The 17,765-nt window shown below is 61.2% G+C and carries 16 protein-coding genes; 6 read left to right on the forward strand and 10 right to left on the reverse strand.

The genetic code is table 11. The features are described from left to right. Window positions 1–7 precede the first annotated feature (7 nt). The 5 genes from ABD013_RS08445 to ABD013_RS08465 all read right to left on the reverse strand — a co-directional run bounded on the left by ABD013_RS08445 (window position 8) and on the right by ABD013_RS08465 (window position 6,851). Entirely contained in the window at window positions 8–2,029 is a 2,022-nt protein-coding gene (locus ABD013_RS08445; protein WP_343804821.1) for a dipeptide ABC transporter ATP-binding protein, read from the reverse strand. 35 nt (window positions 2,030–2,064) lie between these two features. Then, on the reverse strand, window positions 2,065–2,958 hold the full coding sequence (locus tag ABD013_RS08450; RefSeq protein WP_343804823.1) for an ABC transporter permease: 894 nt from the start codon (window positions 2,956–2,958) through the stop codon (window positions 2,065–2,067). Window positions 2,959–2,968: 10 nt separating this feature from the next. Beyond that, window positions 2,969–3,916, reverse strand: a complete 948-nt coding sequence (locus ABD013_RS08455; RefSeq protein WP_343804825.1) for an ABC transporter permease — start codon at window positions 3,914–3,916, stop codon at window positions 2,969–2,971. Between the two features lie 142 nt (window positions 3,917–4,058). Then, window positions 4,059–5,534: an ABC transporter substrate-binding protein gene (locus ABD013_RS08460; RefSeq protein ID WP_343804827.1), complete on the reverse strand. Its 1,476-nt coding sequence runs from the start codon at window positions 5,532–5,534 to the stop codon at window positions 4,059–4,061. A gap of 60 nt (window positions 5,535–5,594) precedes the next feature. Continuing rightward, the gene (locus tag ABD013_RS08465; RefSeq protein ID WP_343804829.1) at window positions 5,595–6,851 is read right to left on the reverse strand and encodes an alkaline phosphatase family protein; all 1,257 of its coding nucleotides are present in this window, start codon (window positions 6,849–6,851) and stop codon (window positions 5,595–5,597) included. Window positions 6,852–7,424: 573 nt separating this feature from the next. Between ABD013_RS08465 and ABD013_RS08470 the strand changes: the two genes are divergently transcribed. The 4 genes from ABD013_RS08470 (at window position 7,425) to ABD013_RS08485 (ending at window position 9,945) form a co-directional block, all read left to right on the forward strand. Beyond that, window positions 7,425–8,339, forward strand: a complete 915-nt coding sequence (locus ABD013_RS08470; RefSeq protein WP_343804831.1) for a porin — start codon at window positions 7,425–7,427, stop codon at window positions 8,337–8,339. A 116-nt stretch (window positions 8,340–8,455) separates the two neighbouring features. After that, window positions 8,456–8,788: a DMT family transporter gene (locus ABD013_RS08475; RefSeq protein ID WP_343804833.1), complete on the forward strand. Its 333-nt coding sequence runs from the start codon at window positions 8,456–8,458 to the stop codon at window positions 8,786–8,788. Window positions 8,789–8,933: 145 nt separating this feature from the next. Continuing rightward, window positions 8,934–9,317 (forward strand): hypothetical protein, encoded by a 384-nt coding sequence (locus ABD013_RS08480; RefSeq protein ID WP_343804835.1) that lies wholly within the window; start codon window positions 8,934–8,936, stop codon window positions 9,315–9,317. 82 nt (window positions 9,318–9,399) lie between these two features. Then, window positions 9,400–9,945 (forward strand): DUF411 domain-containing protein, encoded by a 546-nt coding sequence (locus ABD013_RS08485; protein WP_343804837.1) that lies wholly within the window; start codon window positions 9,400–9,402, stop codon window positions 9,943–9,945. Here ABD013_RS08485 and ABD013_RS08490 read toward each other — a convergent pair whose 3' ends face one another. The 3 genes from ABD013_RS08490 to cobA all read right to left on the reverse strand — a co-directional run bounded on the left by ABD013_RS08490 (window position 9,946) and on the right by cobA (window position 12,165). Then, window positions 9,946–10,491 carry a hypothetical protein gene (locus tag ABD013_RS08490; RefSeq protein ID WP_343804839.1) on the reverse strand — a complete coding sequence of 182 codons (546 nt, stop codon included), beginning with the start codon at window positions 10,489–10,491 and terminating at the stop codon, window positions 9,946–9,948. 12 nt (window positions 10,492–10,503) lie between these two features. After that, window positions 10,504–11,202 (reverse strand): HupE/UreJ family protein, encoded by a 699-nt coding sequence (locus tag ABD013_RS08495; RefSeq protein WP_343804841.1) that lies wholly within the window; start codon window positions 11,200–11,202, stop codon window positions 10,504–10,506. 111 nt (window positions 11,203–11,313) lie between these two features. Continuing rightward, complete coding sequence (cobA, locus tag ABD013_RS08500; RefSeq protein WP_343804843.1) at window positions 11,314–12,165, reverse strand: uroporphyrinogen-III C-methyltransferase; 852 nt, start codon at window positions 12,163–12,165, stop codon at window positions 11,314–11,316. A 217-nt stretch (window positions 12,166–12,382) separates the two neighbouring features. On the opposite strand from cobA, the gene ABD013_RS08505 reads away from it, so the two are divergent. Continuing rightward, window positions 12,383–13,672, forward strand: a complete 1,290-nt coding sequence (locus ABD013_RS08505; protein ID WP_343804845.1) for a nitrate- and nitrite sensing domain-containing protein — start codon at window positions 12,383–12,385, stop codon at window positions 13,670–13,672. Window positions 13,673–13,693: 21 nt separating this feature from the next. Here the strand turns inward: ABD013_RS08505 and cydB are convergent, their stop codons facing one another. Continuing rightward, window positions 13,694–14,698, reverse strand: coding sequence for a cytochrome d ubiquinol oxidase subunit II (gene cydB / locus ABD013_RS08510; protein ID WP_343804847.1), 1,005 nt, complete (start codon window positions 14,696–14,698; stop codon window positions 13,694–13,696). Window positions 14,699–14,700: 2 nt separating this feature from the next. Beyond that, complete coding sequence (locus ABD013_RS08515) at window positions 14,701–16,083, reverse strand: cytochrome ubiquinol oxidase subunit I (protein ID WP_343804849.1); 1,383 nt, start codon at window positions 16,081–16,083, stop codon at window positions 14,701–14,703. Window positions 16,084–16,283: 200 nt separating this feature from the next. Here ABD013_RS08515 and ABD013_RS08520 point away from each other — a divergent pair, with 200 nt between their 5' ends. Then, entirely contained in the window at window positions 16,284–17,690 is a 1,407-nt protein-coding gene (locus tag ABD013_RS08520) for an aminotransferase-like domain-containing protein (RefSeq protein ID WP_343804851.1), read from the forward strand. Window positions 17,691–17,765: the final 75 nt, after the last annotated feature.

Genomic DNA, 17,765 nt, shown 5'->3' on the forward strand with positions numbered 1-17,765 from the left:
GACAGGATCAGGCGTTGACCGCCTTGATCATCTGCGGGCGGTCGATCAGCGTGGCCAGCGCATCCAGCTCCAGGTGGCAGCGGATGCGGTTACCGCCGTCCGTCTTCCACGGCGGCAGCTGTTCCTTGCAGCGCGGTTCCGCCAGCGGGCAGCGGCGCTGGTAGGCGCAGCCGCGAGCCGGCGGGTGCTGTTCGGGGCTGTCCTCGCCCTGAATGATGGGCTGATGATCCGGGTCCGGTTCCAGCACCGCGTTGAGCAGGGTGCGGGTGTAGGGGTGGTGATGACCGGAGAACACCTCGTTCACCGATCCCACCTGACAGATCCGCCCCTGATAGAGCACCGCCACTTGATCCGCAATCGCCTTCACCACCGCCAGATCGTGGGCGATGAACAGGTAGGTCACGCCGCGCTGCTGCTGCAGTTCCTTGAGCAGTTTCAGCACCGCGGCTTGTACCGAGACATCCAGCGCCGAGGTCACTTCGTCGCACAGGATCAGGTCCGGATCACCCGCGAAGCAGCGAGCGATGGCCACGCGCTGTTTTTCGCCGCCGGACAGCTGGCCCGGCAGGCGGTCCAGATAGTGCGGCGCCAGTCGTACCAGCGCCAGCAGCTCGGCGGCCTTGTCGCGGCAGGCGTCATGGTTGAGGCCGAAATAGAGCTTCAACGGCTGCTGCAGAATCTCGAACACCGTGTGGCGCGGGTTCAGCGAGGCGTCGGGGTTCTGGAAGATCATCTGCACCCGGCGTTTGAGCGCCTTGCTGCGCTGCTCAACCGGCAGGTTGAGGTCATCCTGTTTGAGCCGGATCTGGCCGTCGCGGGCCGGCTGGATACCGCTGATGGCACGCATGATGGTGGATTTGCCGCTGCCGGATTCGCCCACCAGTGCCAGGGTCTCGCCTTTCTTCAGTTGCAGGTCGATGCCGTCTACCGTGGCCACGGGGGCTGGACGCTGCAGCAGCGTATCCATCAGGCCCGGGCGGTGATAGCTGATCTGCACCTGTTCCAGCATCAGCAATGACTCCTCGCTGCTCTGCACCGGCAGGTGCACGACCTTGGAGTCGCTGGCCGGGCGTTTCAGCTCACCGGCCAGATGACAGCGCACCTGGTGACCGGATAGCGCCGCCAGTGGTGCGTCCTGCTCACCGCAGATTGGCTGCGCATGAGGGCAGCGGCGGGCAAAGGCGCAGCCCTGCGTGACTGAGCCCACCTTGGGTGGGTAGCCCGGCAGCGAAGGTGGCAGGCCCTCGGCATCGAGACGCGGAATGGCGTTGAGAAGTGCCCGGGTGTAGGGGTGAGTCGGTTGCAGCAACACCTCGCGGCTGCTGCCCAGCTCGATCACCTCGCCGGCGTACATCACCGCGATGCGGTCGCTGATGCGGGCCACGGCACCCAGGTCGTGGCTGACGAACACCATCGCCATGCCCAGTTCCTGACGCAGGGTGCGCAGCAGCTCCAGGATATGCGCCTGGGTGGTCACGTCGAGGCCGGTGGTGGGCTCATCCAGAATCAGTAGCTCCGGCTGACCCGCCAGTGCCATGGCCACGGCCACGCGTTGCTGCTGGCCACCGGAGAGCTGGTGCGGGTAGCGCCCCAGCATCGCCTCGGGGGCGGGCAGGCGTACCTGCTGCAGCAGTTCGATGGCGCGCTGGCGCCACTGGCTGCGCGGCAGATTGGAGTGCAATTTCAGCGCTTCATAGAGCTGGGCATCGATCTTCAGCGTCGGCGTCAGCGACTGGCCCGCGTTTTGCGGAATCAGGCCGATGCGGCCGCCGCGCAGGGATTGCAGCATCTTCGGCTTGAGCGCGAACAGCTCCTGATCGTGAAAGCGGATGGTGCCGTTCTGAACCCGAGAGCCGGAACGCAGGAAGGCCATCATCGCCAGCGCCAGAGTGCTTTTGCCACAGCCGGACTCGCCGACCAGCCCCAGCGCCTCGCCGGGCGCGATCTGCAGGCTGACATTACGCAGCACGCTGACCAGGCTCCCCTCGGCGTTGGTGTATCCGAGAGTGAAGTTTTCTACGTCCAGCATCGAAGTCATCGTCGTGTTCATGGTCTGCGGTTCACTCATACGGGGGCCTTGGCGCGGTCGAGACCGATCGCCTTGGCCAGTGCGTCGGCGGTCAGATTGATGCTGATAATCAGCGTGGACAGGGCCAGTGCCGGGAAGATCACCGCCCAGGGGGCGATGGAGATCATGCCGCGGCTGTCGGCGATCATCAGGCCCCAGTCCGGGGTGGGCGGTACCACGCCGAAACCGAGGAAGGAAAGCGAGCTGAACGCCAGCAGCATCCAGGCCCAGCGCATGGCGGCTTCCACCAGCAGCGCATCGAGCACGTTGGGCAGCAGCTCCCGTACCACGATGGTCAGGCGCGACTCGCCCCGGGTGCGGGCGGCGAGTACGAAGTCTCGCGGTACATATTCCAGCGTGGCGCCGCGCACTACACGCACCACGGCGATGCCGAAGAAGAAGCCGAGGGTCAGCACCAGGGTCCAGGTCTGCTGGCCCACCAGCGCGATCACCAGCAGCAGGAACAGCAGCCAGGGAATGGCCAGCAGCGCATCGATGACACGCATCAGCCAGGCATCGACGCGACCGCCGACAAAACCCAGTGTCATGCCGACCAGACCGCCCCAGCCCACTGCCAGCAAGGTGCCGAGCAGGGTGACGGTAATGGCTTCACGGCCGCCCATCAGGGTGCGGCTGAGCAGGTCCCGGCCCATATGGTCGGTGCCGAACCAGAACGCCTCGCTGGGTGGCTGCAGGATCTGGTAGCCGTTCTGCAGCGTCCAGTCATGTGGGGCCAGCCAGGGCGCCAGCAGGGCCAGCAACAGGTGCAACACCAGTACGCTCAGCCCGATCATGCCGGAGGGCGAGCGGCGCAGGTTGCTCCAGACCTGACGCCAGCGGGAAGCCGGCTTGGCTGCGGGCGTGTTCATGTCCATCGTGATTGCAGTCATCAGGTTTCTCCTAGCGGGCGGTTCTAAGGCGCGGGTTCAGCGCCAGCGACGACAGGTCGGCGAGCAGGTTGCACAGCACGTAGACCGTGGCCAGGATCAGCGCAATCGCCTGTACCAGCGGCAGGTCGCGGTCGTAGATGGCGCGGATCATCAGGGTGCCGATGCCGGGGTAGTTGAACACCTGCTCGATGATCACCGCGCCGCCGAGCAGCCAGGCCACGGTCAGCGCGATGATGTTGATCGTCGGCAGCATCGCCGAGGGCAGCGCATGCAGGCAGACGATGCGCCAGAAGGGCACGCCCTTGAGTCGGGCCATCTGCACGAAGTCGCTGGCCATCACATCGATCATCGCCGAGCGCACCATGCGCAGGATGTGCGCCATCATCACCAGCGCCAGGGTGATCATCGGCAGTACGATATTGGGCAGCAGTTCGCTCACCGGCGCGTTATGGCGCACCGTGGTGACGGCCGGAAACCACTGCAGCTGGATCGAGAAGATCAGCACCAGTACCGTGGCGGTGACGAATTCGGGGATGGTCATGGCGAAGATGGAACCGCCGGAGATCAGCACATCGGCGGGGCGGTCACGCCGCAACGCGGCGATGACGCCGAGGAAGATCGCCAGCGGAATACCGATCAGCGCGGCGCCCAGTGCCAGCACGGCGGTGTTGCGCATGCGGGTGGCGACCAGGTCATTGATCGGCTTGTCACGCTTGAGCGAGGTACCGAGACTGCCCTGCATTACGCCCGTGCCCCAGTCGGCAAAGCGCTGCAGCGCCGGTTGATCGAGGTTGCGTGCCTGACGGCAGTTTTCCAATCGGGTGCCCTGGGCATCGCGGCCCAGGTAGGCGGTACAGACATCGCCGGGCAGTGCCTCGGTGATGGAAAAGACCAGTACGCAGACGGTCAACAGGGTAAACAGGGCCATGGCAAGCCGCTGCAGGATCAGTTTCAGCATATGTCTTGTGTCGCTTGGTTGTCCGGTACGTCGGAAACCCTCTGCAAAGCGGCCGTGGCGGGAGCCGGTTTGCAGAGGGCCCGACAGAAAAGCCTGCAGGCCGCTCGTGTCGAGCCAGGCCCGCAGGCATGTCAGTGGTGGCTTATTCCACGTCCACCTTGTTCCAGCGGATGGAGAACTGCTCCACCGGGTCCAGACCGGTCACGTTGCTGCGCAGTGCACGGGTCTGGTTCAGGTGGTAGGGGATCAGCTCGCCGCCTTCTTGCCACAGCAGGGTCTGCAGCTTGGCGTACAGCGCCTTGCGCTTGGCGAAGTCCAGTTCGGAGCGGGCGTCATCCAGTGCCTTGTCGAACGCCGGGTTGTTGAAGAAGGTTTCGTTCCAGGCAGAGCCGGAGCGGAAGGCTTCGTTCAGGATCTGGTCGGCCGGACGCTGTGACCAGCGCGAGGCGGAGGCCGGGTGCTTCATCCATACATCGCTCCAGTAACCGTCGGACGGCACCATGTTCAGGTTGACCTTGATGCCGGCCTTGGCGGCCTGCTGCTGGTACACCTCGATCATGTGGATCCATTCCGGCTCGTTGTCCGCCGCACTGATGGTCACTTCGATGCCGTTCGGGAAACCGGCCTCGGCCAGCAGCTTTTTGGCGCCTTCGATATCCTGGGAGCAGTCGATCTCGGTACGGTACTGGTCGCCGGACCAGACCGGGTGGTCACAGGTTACGATGCCTGCATCGGCGCCGGATACCAGCGTCATCATCTCTTCGCGGTCGACCACCATGCGCAGCGCCTTGCGCACCTTGGGGTTGTCCAGCGGTGCCTGGTCGGTACGGAAGGCCAGGCCTCTCCATTCACCGGTAGCGATGGTCTGCAGCTTGAACTGCGGGTTGTTCTCGAACAGGCGCTTCTGCTGCGCAGTGACGCTCTGTTCCAGGTCGACCTGGCCGGCCATCAGTGCTTGCACACGTGCCTGGGAGTCAGGAATACCGATCAGCTCGGCGCCGTCGGCGGCCGGCTTGCCTTCCCAGTAGTTCGGGTTGGCCACCAGTACGGTGGTGCCTTCAGGATCCAGCTCTTCCAGCATGAAGGGGCCTGAACCGATACCGGTCTTGGCGATGTTGTCACCGCTGCCTTCCGGGATGATGCGCACGCGGTAGTCCATCAGCAGCAGCGGCAAGTCGGCGTGGGGCGCGGACAGCTTGATTTCGAAACGCTGCTCGTCCAGCACATTAACCTGCTCGATGATGCCGAGTACGGCGGCTACCGGTGAGTCGATCTTGGGATCGTTGATGCGCTCCAGGGTGTACTTGACGTCGGCGGCGGTCAGGTCAGATCCGTCATGGAACTTGACGCCCTTGCGCAGGGTGAGGGTCCAGGTCCTGGCATCGGCTGAGGCGGACCACTCGGTGGCCAGTTCAGGGCTCGGCTGACCGTCCTGACCCTGACGGATCAGACGGGAGTACAGCATCTGGTTGGCTTCGAAGAAGCGGCTCGGCGAGATCGGGTCCAGTGACTCGGCGCCGGCGTAGCCGACATCATGACCGAGACGGATGGTGCCGGCGGTCGCGACAGTGCTGGCCAGAGCGGAGGCCATTACCAGGGAGGTCATCAGCTGTTTCATCAGGGTGTCCTGCTTGTGTGAATCGGGTTATTGAAGATCAGGGTTGGCTGTGAGCGCGGATCAGGCCGCGCTCAGGTCCGCCGCAACGCTCAACAGCGAGCGTGCGGCCCAGGGTGTTTCGATGCCGAGGATGTCGGCGAGGGTTGGCGCGAAACGGATGCAGTCCGCAACGCCCAGTGTCTGCTGAGGGATATCGGGGCCGCTGAAAATGCAGAAGCGGTGGTCGGCCTCGGTGCCCGGGCGCATGCCATGGTTGGAGACATACTTGGAGGGGCCGTAGAGCCCCTCGGTGCCGGGCACGGCAGCCTCGAAGCTGATCTCGGAGCCTTCCGGCACGACAAAGGCGAGCAGCTGGTCGCGCAGTGCGGCCGGCATGAAGTCGGTGGGCCAGGGCTCGATGCCTTCGCCAACCAGCCTGTCGATGACATGTTTGGCTTCGGCTTCATTTCTGGGATTGACCAACAGCACGCCGCCTTCGCTGGACCAGACCACCTCGTCGCCGAGCAGGCGGTCCACGTACAGCCCTTTCGGCATGGAAGCATGACCGTGGTCGCTGCAGATGGCGAAGTTGTACTGCTGCAGTACACCGGCCTGTTCCAGTCGCGTCAGCAAAGTACCGATCTGGGCGTCGGCGGTGCGCAGCGACCAGCGGGTCAGGTCGTGATCGGCACCGTATTTGTGCAGGAAGTAGTCGGTGATGGCGATCTCCAGCAGGATTAAGTCCGGTGCCTGCTCGGAAGTGGCCAGTCCGGCGGCCAGATCCAGCAGTTGTTGATCCGCCAGCATGCCCAGCTGCAGCTTGTGTGCTTCTGAATGATTCGGTGCCACCACCGCTTCGGCGCTAAGTGCCGCCAGGCGACCTTCAGGGTCATGGGGGTCGGCGGCACGCAGCCAGCCTTCATCGGCCGGTTCAGGCGTCGCGTCCTTGCCGCGCATCAGCATCTCGTCCGCCCACCAGGGACCGACATAAAGGCTGCAGTCTTCGGGGCGCACCATGCCGTAGCCCAGGTTGGCCACATCCAGGCCCTGCTGACACGCCAGAGCGGGCAGGGTGTCGACCTTCACGTCATAGGGGCTGGCCCAGCGGAAGCCGTCTTCGCGCCAGATATGGTTGCCATAGATGCCGTGCTCGGCTGGGGATACGCCGGCAATCATCGAGGTGCGCCCGGGGCAGGAGGTACCGCACATCTCGGGGCGCAGTGCGGCCAACTGAGTGCCTGTATGAGCCAGGCGGTCCAGGTTCGGCAGATGCCGGCGGTAGAGTTCGAAATGATCGGCGCTGATACCGTCGATCATGATCATGATCAGTTTGCCCATAATGCTGCTTCCGGGTGCTAAAAAATCGATGCGGCAAGGTTAGAAATGGGCTGTGTCAAAAAGATGATAAAAAACGGTAATATGCGGGAGTTTTTCCAAGTCGGTGATTAGAAAAACTAATACTGGCTTGTCGGGATCTTTTGCAGACCGCGATGTCCCAAGCGGTACAGGCCATTTCGCCCCCACCATCCTCTGTACGTTGTCCTGGTTTTGGCTCGTTGCTAAATCGGCCTTTATAAGCTGTTTGTTTAAAAAATATTTCAGTCCGGTTTCGGAAATATTTATTTTTGAACCGGCAGTCCTGCTTTTATCTCCTGACTTCAGGTTTTTCGGCCGCTGCAGAAAAGGCCGAGTTTTTCTAGGGTCCAGTTTCGTTTTTCTCCGTTTTCAAGTTGGCCGGGGCTGCTCAAGAATGCGCTCCGAGTCAGGCCTGAAGCGAGACCTCCTCTTCATTATTCGGCGGCCCTGTGGCCGCCTTTTTCAGGCTCGACAACCTGACGAATGCCTGCGCACGAAAGTAGGTATCGCATGGACTTCCGAAAGACCTGTTCACTAACCGAGCTGATGGAAACGATGAAAAAACAACTGATCTGCCTGGCACTGGCCGGCACTGTAATGGCCCCGATGACAGCCCAGGCGGTTGAAGTCGCCAATACCGGTATCGATTTTTACGGCAGCCTGCGCATTATGCTGGAACATGCCGAATACGCCGACGACACCGAGTACAAGGATGCTTCTTCCCGTATCGGCCTCAAGGGAGAGCGTGATCTGGGCGAAGGCCTGAAGGCATTTGCCAAGTACGAAGTAGCGGTCAACCTGGACAACGAAGGCGACAGCATCGGCGACATGCGCTACGGCTACCTGGGCCTGAGCGGCGACTGGGGATCCTTCTCCGGTGGCAAGGTGTCTTCCCCGTTTTATGATGCAGTAGGTTACTACGGAGATTACATGTGGTGGGATTCCGCACCGGTGTACTACACCCTGGATGGCGGTTCCCGCATCGGCCAGTCGGCCCTGTACGAAAGTCCTGATCTGGCAGGCCTGAAGCTGAAAGCGCTGGTACAGATCGATGATGCGGACAACGGTGAAGAGGGCCAGCACCAGCTGGGCGCCAACTACAGCATCGGCAACCTGACCCTGGGTGCCGCCTATACCGATGCGGCCAACAACAATGACATCTACGGCCTGTCCGCGTCCTATTCCGGTGATGGCTTTTATATCAACGGCGCCTGGATGGACCGCGAAGACACGGGTTCCGGTATTGACGCGCTGATCGGCGTGCCGTCCGGCAAGAACCTCTACACCCTGGGGCTGTCCAGCCTGGACGATGATGCCGGCAGCAACGATTTCGATGCCGTGATCCTGGCGTTCCAGCGCAGCCTGCACAAGGACGTTCTGGTCTGGGTTGAAGCCATGGCCTGGGACGGCACCCTGTACGGAGTTGAGGATTCCAACGTGATCAACGTGGGCATGAACTTCAATTTCTAAGTTCGATTAGGGATACCCATAAGGAGGCTGCCGAGCCTCCTTTTTCTGTTTGGCCGGTGGCAATAGCGCCGTTTCTTAAGGGCTGAACCCTATAACCAGGTGAGCAGGGCAAGGATATGCAACACTGGCTGTTTCTCTCTATCGCGATCGTTGCGGAAGTGATTGCGACTTCGGCGCTGAAATCCAGCGAAGGGTTCTCTCGTCTGCTGCCTTCGGTGGTCGTCGTCGTGGGTTACCTGATCGCCTTCTATTTTCTGTCGCTGACGCTGAGGTCGATCCCGGTCGGCGTGGCCTATGCGGTCTGGTCCGGTGTCGGGCTGGTTCTCATCGCGCTGGTGGGCTGGTGGCTGTACGGGCAAAGGCTGGACCTGGCCACCCTGTCGGGGATGGCGATGATCATGGCCGGGATCCTGGTGATCAATCTGTTCTCCACCAGCAGTGGTCACTGATCATTGGTTGCGTTCGGTCAGGAACAATTCAGGGCTTTCGGGTTCATAATGGTCGTGAGCGCGATGGTATAATCGCGGCGCGGCCAGGTTGTCGCGTTTCACCAAGCCTTGTTGATAGCCCAGGCTAGAGCCCTGGAGAGAGCCCGTGTCGAGACAGCATCCTCAGTTCAGATCACTGAATGTGTACAAGGCCTTGCCGCTGATGCTGCTGGGCCTGTTGCTGCTGGTGGGCCAGCTGTCGAGCCTGAGCCATGCACGACCGCTGTCAGCGAACGCATCGGTACCCATGGTGCATTGTCAGTCTGATGTCGCGGATGACTGCCATGCGATGGTACAGAGTGACTGCTGCAACGAAACGCTCAACGACTGCGTTATCAAGTGTGCCCAGGGTTCCGCCTGGATGGGGACGCTGCCGATGCAACTGTCGCTGGCACAGATCCGCGCCATGCCGCCTCCCGCAGAACAACGTTTGACCGATCAGCCTCCCGAGCCTCCCTACCAGCCGCCAAGGCGGTTGCCGGTTGCCTGATCGAAACACCCTTTTTATACGTTGTGATTAAACGGTACCGCCCTGAAATGATCTTGTGGTGCCGCTGTTTGGGAGATACACCATGTCTGCAATGCGCAAGAACTTCATCGTTTCTACTCTGTCCGGTCTGATGCTGCTGGGCGCCGGTGCGGCTCAGGCCGAACAGGCTGCTGCCGTCGTTGCCGCTGCTGAAAAGGCGCCTGTGAGCGTTATGCTGCAGGCCGCCAAGAACGAGCACCTGAACGTCTACAAGAGCCCGACCTGTGGTTGCTGTGTTGAATGGGTTGAGCACGCCGAAGAAAACGGCTTCGAGACCAAAACCTTCCATCCGCAGAACCTGACTCAGATGAAGCTGGATATGGGCATTCAGGGGCGCTTCCATTCCTGCCATACCGCCGTGTCCGAGTCAGGTTACCTGTTTGAAGGCCATGTGCCTGCGAAACTGGTGAAGCAGTTCCTGGCCAGCCCGCCTGAAGGCGCGCTGGGGCTGACTGCGCCGGGCATGCCGATGGGCAGTCCGGGCATGGAGATGGGCGATCGTTTTCAGGCCTACCAGGTCTTGCTGATGAAGAAAAATGGTGGTTACGAAGTCTACGCGACCATTGATCAGCAGGCCCAGCAGTACTGATCAGGGCATGTAAAGCCTGCGATAGAAACCGGCGGTGCTCAGGGTAATGGTCACCGCCCGGTCGCCGCGGTTTTCCCAGTACCAGCCATGAGTCCCTTTGAACGGGGCTCTCAGATTGCCGCTGGCGGCCGTCCGGGCATCGTCCAGCCAGTAACTGGTGTACTCGCCCGGTGCCGCATTCTCGGCCTCGCCATGCATATCCACATGGACGGGGCCGCCATCGCTGGTCCAGTGAAAGCTGATCGGCGCATCAGCCTCCATCACCGCCTTGAGTTCGGCTCCCTGTCCCGGCAGCAATGTCAGGGTCAGAGTATCGGACTTGAAGATGCCTTCGCCACGCCAGAGTCGGGTGGGGCTGTCTACTTCCTGGCTTTGCACCTGTAACTGATCCACGCCCAGCAGGCGACCGGTACCCAGAGGGTCGACACCGTATTCCGCCGGCAGCACCAGAGTGAACAGTAGTAGCAGTGCCACCAGCAGGCTGAGCAGTGTTGTTTTCAGCAGCCCTTGGCTGGAGAGGTGTGCCGAGTCGGGTGGGGTATGCATGTGTCCTCCTGGTCAGGGCTGCAGAATGAAGCCTGACAACTGATAGCCGGTGAGCAGAAAGCCAAACATCATCAGCAGGGCGTTGGCCGAAACCGCCTGTGTCGGGGTGAATCCATGGGCACGCCAGGCATTGAGCAGCACCAGCATCAGTCCGAGTGCACAGAGCTGTCCCAGCTCGACCCCCAGGTTGAATGCCAGCATCTTGCCGATCAGGCCGTCGGGTGATAGCGAGAAATCCTGCAGTTTGGTGGCCAGACCGAAACCGTGGCAGAGGCCGAAGATCAGCACTGCTGCCCGTGTATCAGGTCGTATGCCAAACCAGCGCTGGAAGGCGCCGAGGTTATCCAGTGCCTTGTAGACGATCGATAGCCCAATGATGGCATCGATCAGAAAGGGGTTGATGCGGATGTCACCGAGCACGCCTGCCAGCAGTGTCAGGCTGTGCCCCAGTGCGAAAAGGCTGACATAGAGGGCCACATCGGCCAGGCGGTAGAGAAAAAAGATCACCCCGAACAGGAACAGCAGGTGATCGTATCCGGTCACCATATGCTTGGCACCCAGATAGATCCAGGTCGGTAGTGCTCCTGCGCCGGAGGTTTGCATAAAGGCGGCATCGGCGCCGTCGACGCCGTGGGCCATGACATCGACCGAGAGCAGTCCAAGCAGACAAAACAGTCCCGTCAGTAACAGATCAGGCTTCACGAGGTTCATGGGCGGCGGCAGTCTGGATTTATCAAAATGTCAGACTATCAACCGAGAGGCCTGCGGTGACTCCTGCTTTGGTACCTTTATGCTCAGCCAAATACCGACTTTCGAGGGGACTCAGCAGGTTTCTGCCAGCATCTGTTCAATCGTTTCGGATGCTTCCCGGTACTGCTCAACCACCTTGCCAACCAGGATAAGCGTGGGTGATTTCAGTGCATGCTGCTCGATTGTGGTGCTCATTTCGGCCAGATCCGTGCGCAATGCACGCTGGTCGGCATGGGTGCCACGCTCCACCAGCAGTACCGGCCAGTCATTCGGCAGGCCGTGCTGCTGCAGCTCGTTCGAGATGGTTTCGGCCATCGACAACCCCATGTAGAACACCAGCGTCTCGTCGCGGCGTGCCAGGTCGGACCAGTCGATGGGACGGTCGTCACAGCTGTGCGCGGTGATCAGGCGCAGGCGCGGTGCGGTCACCCGTTCGGTCAGCGGCAGATTGCAGCTGGCGGCACAGCCGGCGGCAGCCGTGATGCCGGGTACGATGCTGAACGGGATGTCAGCCGCCCGCAGGGCATCCATTTCCTCGGTCAAGCGACCGAACACCAGTGGGTCACCGCCCTTGAGACGCACTATCTGCAGGCCTTCTCGCGCCAGCTGTACCAGCATGCGGCAGATCTGCGGCTGGCTGACCGAGTGCTGTCCCTTCAGCTTGCCCACGTAGATGCGGCGGATCGTGGCGGGAATCTCTTGCATCAGCTCGTCACTTACCAGGGCGTCGTAGACGATGACATCGGCTGCCAGCAGGGCCTTCCAGCCCTTGCGGGTGATCAGATCGGGGGCGCCCGGGCCGGCGCCGACCAGATCAACACGGCCCTGACGGGAGCCTTCCCGAGTAAGCAGGGTCGGGCGCTGCCAGAGGCTGAAGTTGCCAAGTGAGGGCAGGGCCGAACGCAGGTAGTCCAGTGTCATCATTGTCGATACCTCATAAAAAAGGCGCCTGTCCCTCAACCTTGTGATTGAGAGAGCAGGCGCCAATGCCTCATGTAAGAGCTATGCAGACAATCTTCGCTCTGAGAAGACTGTCCAACAGTACCTAGCAATATTGATGCCTAAATTTTCCCTTTGTTGGAACAGGGTTTGCATCTTTCACAGTGCCCCCGCTGATCAAGCGATACGACCGGAGCCTTTCATGCCTGCCCACGCACCCCTGATCGAGCATTTCCTGCTGGCCGCCCGCAGCAGCGAAATCCGTACCCTGGACCAGTTGGCCCAAAGTTGTCAGCTGGTTACGTCCGCCTGTGAGCTGATCCATGAGCTGCAGCGGGAGCGCGGCATCTCCAACATCTACCTGGCCTCGGGGGGCAAGCGCTTTGGCACTGAGCGGGAACAGCAGCGTAAACGCAGTGATACGGCGGAGCGACACTTTCATGACTATCTGCGCCATGTGCAGGAAGGAGACAGTCGGCTCTGGGGCAGCGCCAGCCTGTTTCACCGTATCGCCAGGGTGTTGCTGCAACTGGAAGATCTGCCTGAGCTGCGCAAAGGCATCGGTGACCAGACATTGGATACCGCGACCTCGACCGAGGCCTGGTCAGGGCTGATCGCAGGGTTGCTGGCCATCATATTCGAGGCGGCGGACATCGCCACCGATTCCGAAATTTCCCAGGCATTGGTGGCCCTGTTCCATTTCCTGCAAGCCAAGGAACACACCGGCCAAGAGCGGGCCTGGGGCTCGGTGGGTTTTGCCACCGGTCGCTTTGATCCCGAGCTGCAGGCACGATTGCAGCACCTGCGTGACTCTCAGCAGCGCTGCCTGGATGTGTTCATTCGTTTCGGTGGCGAGTCTGAGCGCGCGAAGTGGTCGGAAATTGAAGCCTCGTCGGGAACGGCGGAACTGGTTCGCCTGCGCTGGATAGTGGATGGTTTCGACCCGGCCAGCCCGATTCCAGCCGGCATCAGTGAAATCTGGTTCGCCGTAGCCACTGAACGGATCGATCGCATGCGGGATGTGGAACAGCAGCTGTCGGCGTCGCTGCTGGCGATGGCTCAATCCCGGCTGGAACAGGCCCGCAAGGCGCTGCAAGAGAACCGTTCCCGTTTGCAGGCAGAGCCCGATGCGGAGTCCGAGCCGGTTTCCCCCCTGTCACTGCTGTTGGAAAGCTCGGAGGGCAAGTCGGCTTCGTTGTCGCCCAGTGGTTCAGTGCGCGCCCTCTATGACCTGCTACAGGAGCAGGCCGAACACCTGCAGCAAATGAGCGACCAGCTGGAGGAGGCTCGCTCGGCGTTGACCGAGCGCAAGCTGATCGAGCGTGCCAAGGGCATATTGATGCAATACCAGGGATTGACCGAAGAGCAGGCCTATCGCCGCCTGCGGGAATCGGCAATGCAGGCCAACTGCCGCCTGGTTGCCGTTGCCGAGAAGGTGCTGGGTGCGGTTGAAGGATCCGTGCCGGGACGAGCATCTCCCGGCAGTCATTGAGTCCGTTCAGGACGTCCAGTCCTAATGGTAGCTATCCTCGGCTCGCACCTTGCCCCGGAAAACATAGTAGGACCAGGCCGAGTAGGTCAGTATCACCGGGATGATCAGCAACGCTCCGACCAGTGCAAAGCCCTGGCTGGCGACGGGGGCCGAGGCATCCCAAATGCTGATCGAGGGTGGGATGACATTGGGCCAGAGGCTGATGCCGAGTCCCAGGAAGCCCAGTGCCATGACGATCAGGCTCATTACGAATGGTCCCGTTTCCCCTCGATCAACAATTCTCAGCAGCCACAGACAAGCCAGTGCGGTTAAAACCGGTAAAGGAGCCAGCCAGTACAGGTTGGGCCGGCTGAACCAGCGTTCGGCAATGGCCTCATGGGCCAAGGGTGTCCAGATGGATACCAGCACGATAAACCCCATCAACAGCCAGACCAGCGGCTTGCTCAGGCGGCGCATCTGTTGCTGCAGCTTGCCTTCGGTTTTCATGATCAGCCAGGTACCGCCCAGCAGCGCATAGGCGGCGATCAGTGATACGCCGCAGAACAGTGCGAAGGGGCTGACCCAGCTCAGGGCATGGCCACTGTAGGCATTGTCCTCCACCGGCAGCCCGGACATGTAGGCACCGAGTATGACCCCCTGGAAGAAGGTGGCGAGCAGAGAACCGGCGAAAAAGGCCTTGTCCCACAGGTGTCGGCTGCGGGTACTGGCCTTGGCGCGGGCTTCGAACGCCACGCCACGCAGAATCAGACCGATCAGCATCATCAGCACCGGAATATACAGCGCACTCAGGATGACGGCATAGGCCAGCGGGAACGCGGCCATCAGCCCGGCCCCTCCGAGGATCAGCCAGGTCTCGTTGCCATCCCAGATCGGCGCGATGCTGGCCATCATCCGGTCGCGATCCTCCCTGCCGGGCACCAGTGGAAACAGCAGCCCGACACCCAGATCGAAGCCATCGGCAATCACGTACAGCAGCACGCCAAACAGGATGATGACGGCCCAGATCAATGCAATATCAATACCCATGGTCAGTCTCCCTGATGCGTATCCGACGGGGATGTCGGGCGGATAGTGGAAAGCGTTGTATCAATTTCCTGATCGGGTCCCCTGCTGATCAGGCGCAGCAGGTAGCGGATGCCTGTACCGAAGATCAGGCCGTATACGACCACCAGCAGTACCAGGGAAAACACCATGGTTGATGTGCTGTGATTGCTGCCGGCATCAGCGGTTTTCATCAGGCCGTAAATCACCCAGGGCTGGCGGCCCAGCTCGGTCGTGAACCAGCCGGCCAGCAGTGCAATCAGCCCGGACGGCCCCATCAGCAGAGCAAAGCGGAGCAGTGTGCGGCTGTGAAACAGCTGCCCTCTGAGCCAGGCCCAGATACCCCAGATACCCAACAGGAACATCAGCAGACCCAGGCCGACCATGACCCTGAATGACCAGAAAACGGCAGCGGCATTGGGGCGTTCGTCGGCCGGAAACTCAGACAGGCCGGGGAAGGTGCCGTCCCAGCTGTGGGTCAGGATCAGACTGCCCAAACGGGGAATGCCAACGGCAAAATGGGTCGTTTCAGCCTCGTTGTCCGGCCAGCCGAACAGCAGCAGAGGCACGCCCGCGCCCGGTTCATCGTTACGCCAGTGTCCCTCCATGGCGGCGACCTTGGCCGGCTGGTGCTCCAGCGTATTCAGGCCGTGAAAGTCCCCCGCCAGCATCTGCAGCGGAGCGGTGACCACCAGCATGCCGATGGCCATGGTCAGCATCTTGCGAATGGCAGGTGTGTCGTTCCCCTTGAGCAGATGCCAGGCGGCGCTGGCCGCGACCATCAGTGCGGTACTGAGAAAGGCTGCCAGCACCATGTGGACCAGCCGGTAGGGAAAGGAGGGATTGAAAATAATCGCCATCCAGTCGGTGGGGATGACCTGGTTATCCACGACTTGGTAGCCAGCGGGTGTTTGCATCCAGCTGTTGGACGCCAGAATCCAGGTCGCCGATACCAGCGTGCCGAGTGCCACCATTACCGTGGCAAAGAAATGCAGCCGACCGCCTACCCGGTTCCAGCCGAACAGCATGACACCGAGAAAGCCGGCTTCGAGAAAGAACGCTGTCAGCACTTCATAGGTCAGCAGGGGACCGGTAATACTGCCGGCGAAGCGAGAAAATTCGGGCCAGTTGGTACCGAACTCGTAGGCCATGACGACGCCGGAGACGACGCCCATACCGAAATTGAGCGCAAAAATGCGACTCCAGAACTGGTACAGCTGCTTGAACACCGGGTTTTGGCTACGTAGCCAGCAACCCTCCAGAACAGCCAGGTAGCTTGCCAGGCCGATGGTGATGGCGGGAAAAATGATGTGGAAGGAGACAGTAAAGCCAAACTGTATCCGGGCCAGCATCAGGGCCGTGTCGTACATGGGACACCTCGGGGTGAAGTCAGTTTGTTCAGAGCATCGTATTCAGAGGAAGGCAAACGGGAGCTTGGCGGATGCGCCGGCTGTTATCGCCAGATTGTGGGTTCCCTGATTTTCGATGGCGTCAGATTACGCCTGTACAAACGATAGGTTCAGGTATAAAAAAGTAATAAGTAATAGGTACAGATTGGTTGGGGCATCGGGTGAGTTCGGAATATCGTTATCAACAGCTAGAGCACTGGTTGCTGAAAGGCATTCAGGAGCAACGCTGGAGGTTGGGTGAGCGCCTGCCCTCCATCAGGGCCTTGTGCCAGGAGCATGACCTGTCGAAGGCAACGGTGCAGCATGCTCTGCAACGACTGGAGGCTCAGGGGCTGTTGGAAGCGCGCCCCAAGGCGGGTTACTTCGTATCGCTGCAGCCGCGTACCGTGCGTCAGCCCGAAAGCCGGGTGAGCATTGAAGCACCACGACCGGTCAATGTCAGCGAGCTGCTGCTGGATATCATGCGCCGCAGTGCCGCCTTTGATCTGATTCCGGATTTCCGTGCCGGTGATCTGCCCGCGGGTATTCTGTCGTTGAATCGTTCCATCGGTCGGGCCTTGAGACGCCAGCGTGGCGAGGACTACCTCTACTACGATGAACCGGCAGGGGATGCGGGTCTGCGTGAGCAGCTGTCGCTGCATCTGGCGCGACGCGGCTGGGCGGCCTCGCCGGAGCAGCTGTGTGTGACGTCGGGCTGTCAGCACGCCCTGTTTCTGGCGCTGCAGGCCTGCTGCAAGCGGGGTGATGTGGTGGCGGTTGAGTCACCGGGTTTCTATGGCGTGCTGCAGCTGCTTGAGCAACTGGAGCTGCAGGTGGTGGAGGTGCCAACCTCGCCGGAGAGCGGCATGGATATGGCCGCACTGGAAGAGGTGCTGGCGCGCTGGCCAGTACGCGCCTGCATCGTATCGCCCGCTTTTGCCACGCCGAGCGGCGCGTTGATGCCGCTGCAGGCCCGGCAGCAGCTGCTGGCGTTGGCCGAGCAGCATGATCTGGCCATCATCGAGGACGATATCTATGCCGATACCGCATTGGGTGCCATTCCCGATTCGCTGAAGGCGCTGGACCGGGAAGAACGCGTCATCCTGTGCAGCTCCTTTTCCAAGAGTCTGTCCCGTGATTTGCGTCTGGGCTGGGTCGCAGGCGCACGCTGGCATGCGCGTATTCTGCACCTGAAACTGGTATCGCAACTGGCCAGCAGCCGCTATCTGCAGCAGGGGGTGGCGGAATTCATTCAGGATGGCAGCTTTGCCACTCATCTGCGCCGTCAGCGTCATGACCTGCGCGATCGACGGGATCGGCTGATCGCCTTTCTGCAGGCCTGGTCAACCGAGCTGAGGGTCAGTGTGCCGGCGGGTGGTCTGGCGGTGTGGGTGGAATTGCCCGCCGAGGTGGATACGCTGGCCAGTTACCCCCAAGCGCTGGAACAGGGCGTGGTGATTACCCCAGGACCGCTGTTTTCCGTATCGGGTCAGTTCCGCAACTGCCTGCGTCTCAGCTTTGCCCATCCCTGGGATGAGCGTCGCACCCGTGCCTTGAATCTTCTGCCCGAACTGTTGCTGCGCCGTTGATCTGTCCCCATTCATATTCATGAAATTGAGCCTGCCCCGGTCGGGGCGGCGGCCGCTACCCTCTTGCTTTACTTG

It is taken from the genome of Marinobacterium maritimum (assembly GCF_039523155.1).
In the GTDB taxonomy this organism is placed as follows: domain Bacteria; phylum Pseudomonadota; class Gammaproteobacteria; order Pseudomonadales; family Balneatricaceae; genus Marinobacterium; species Marinobacterium maritimum.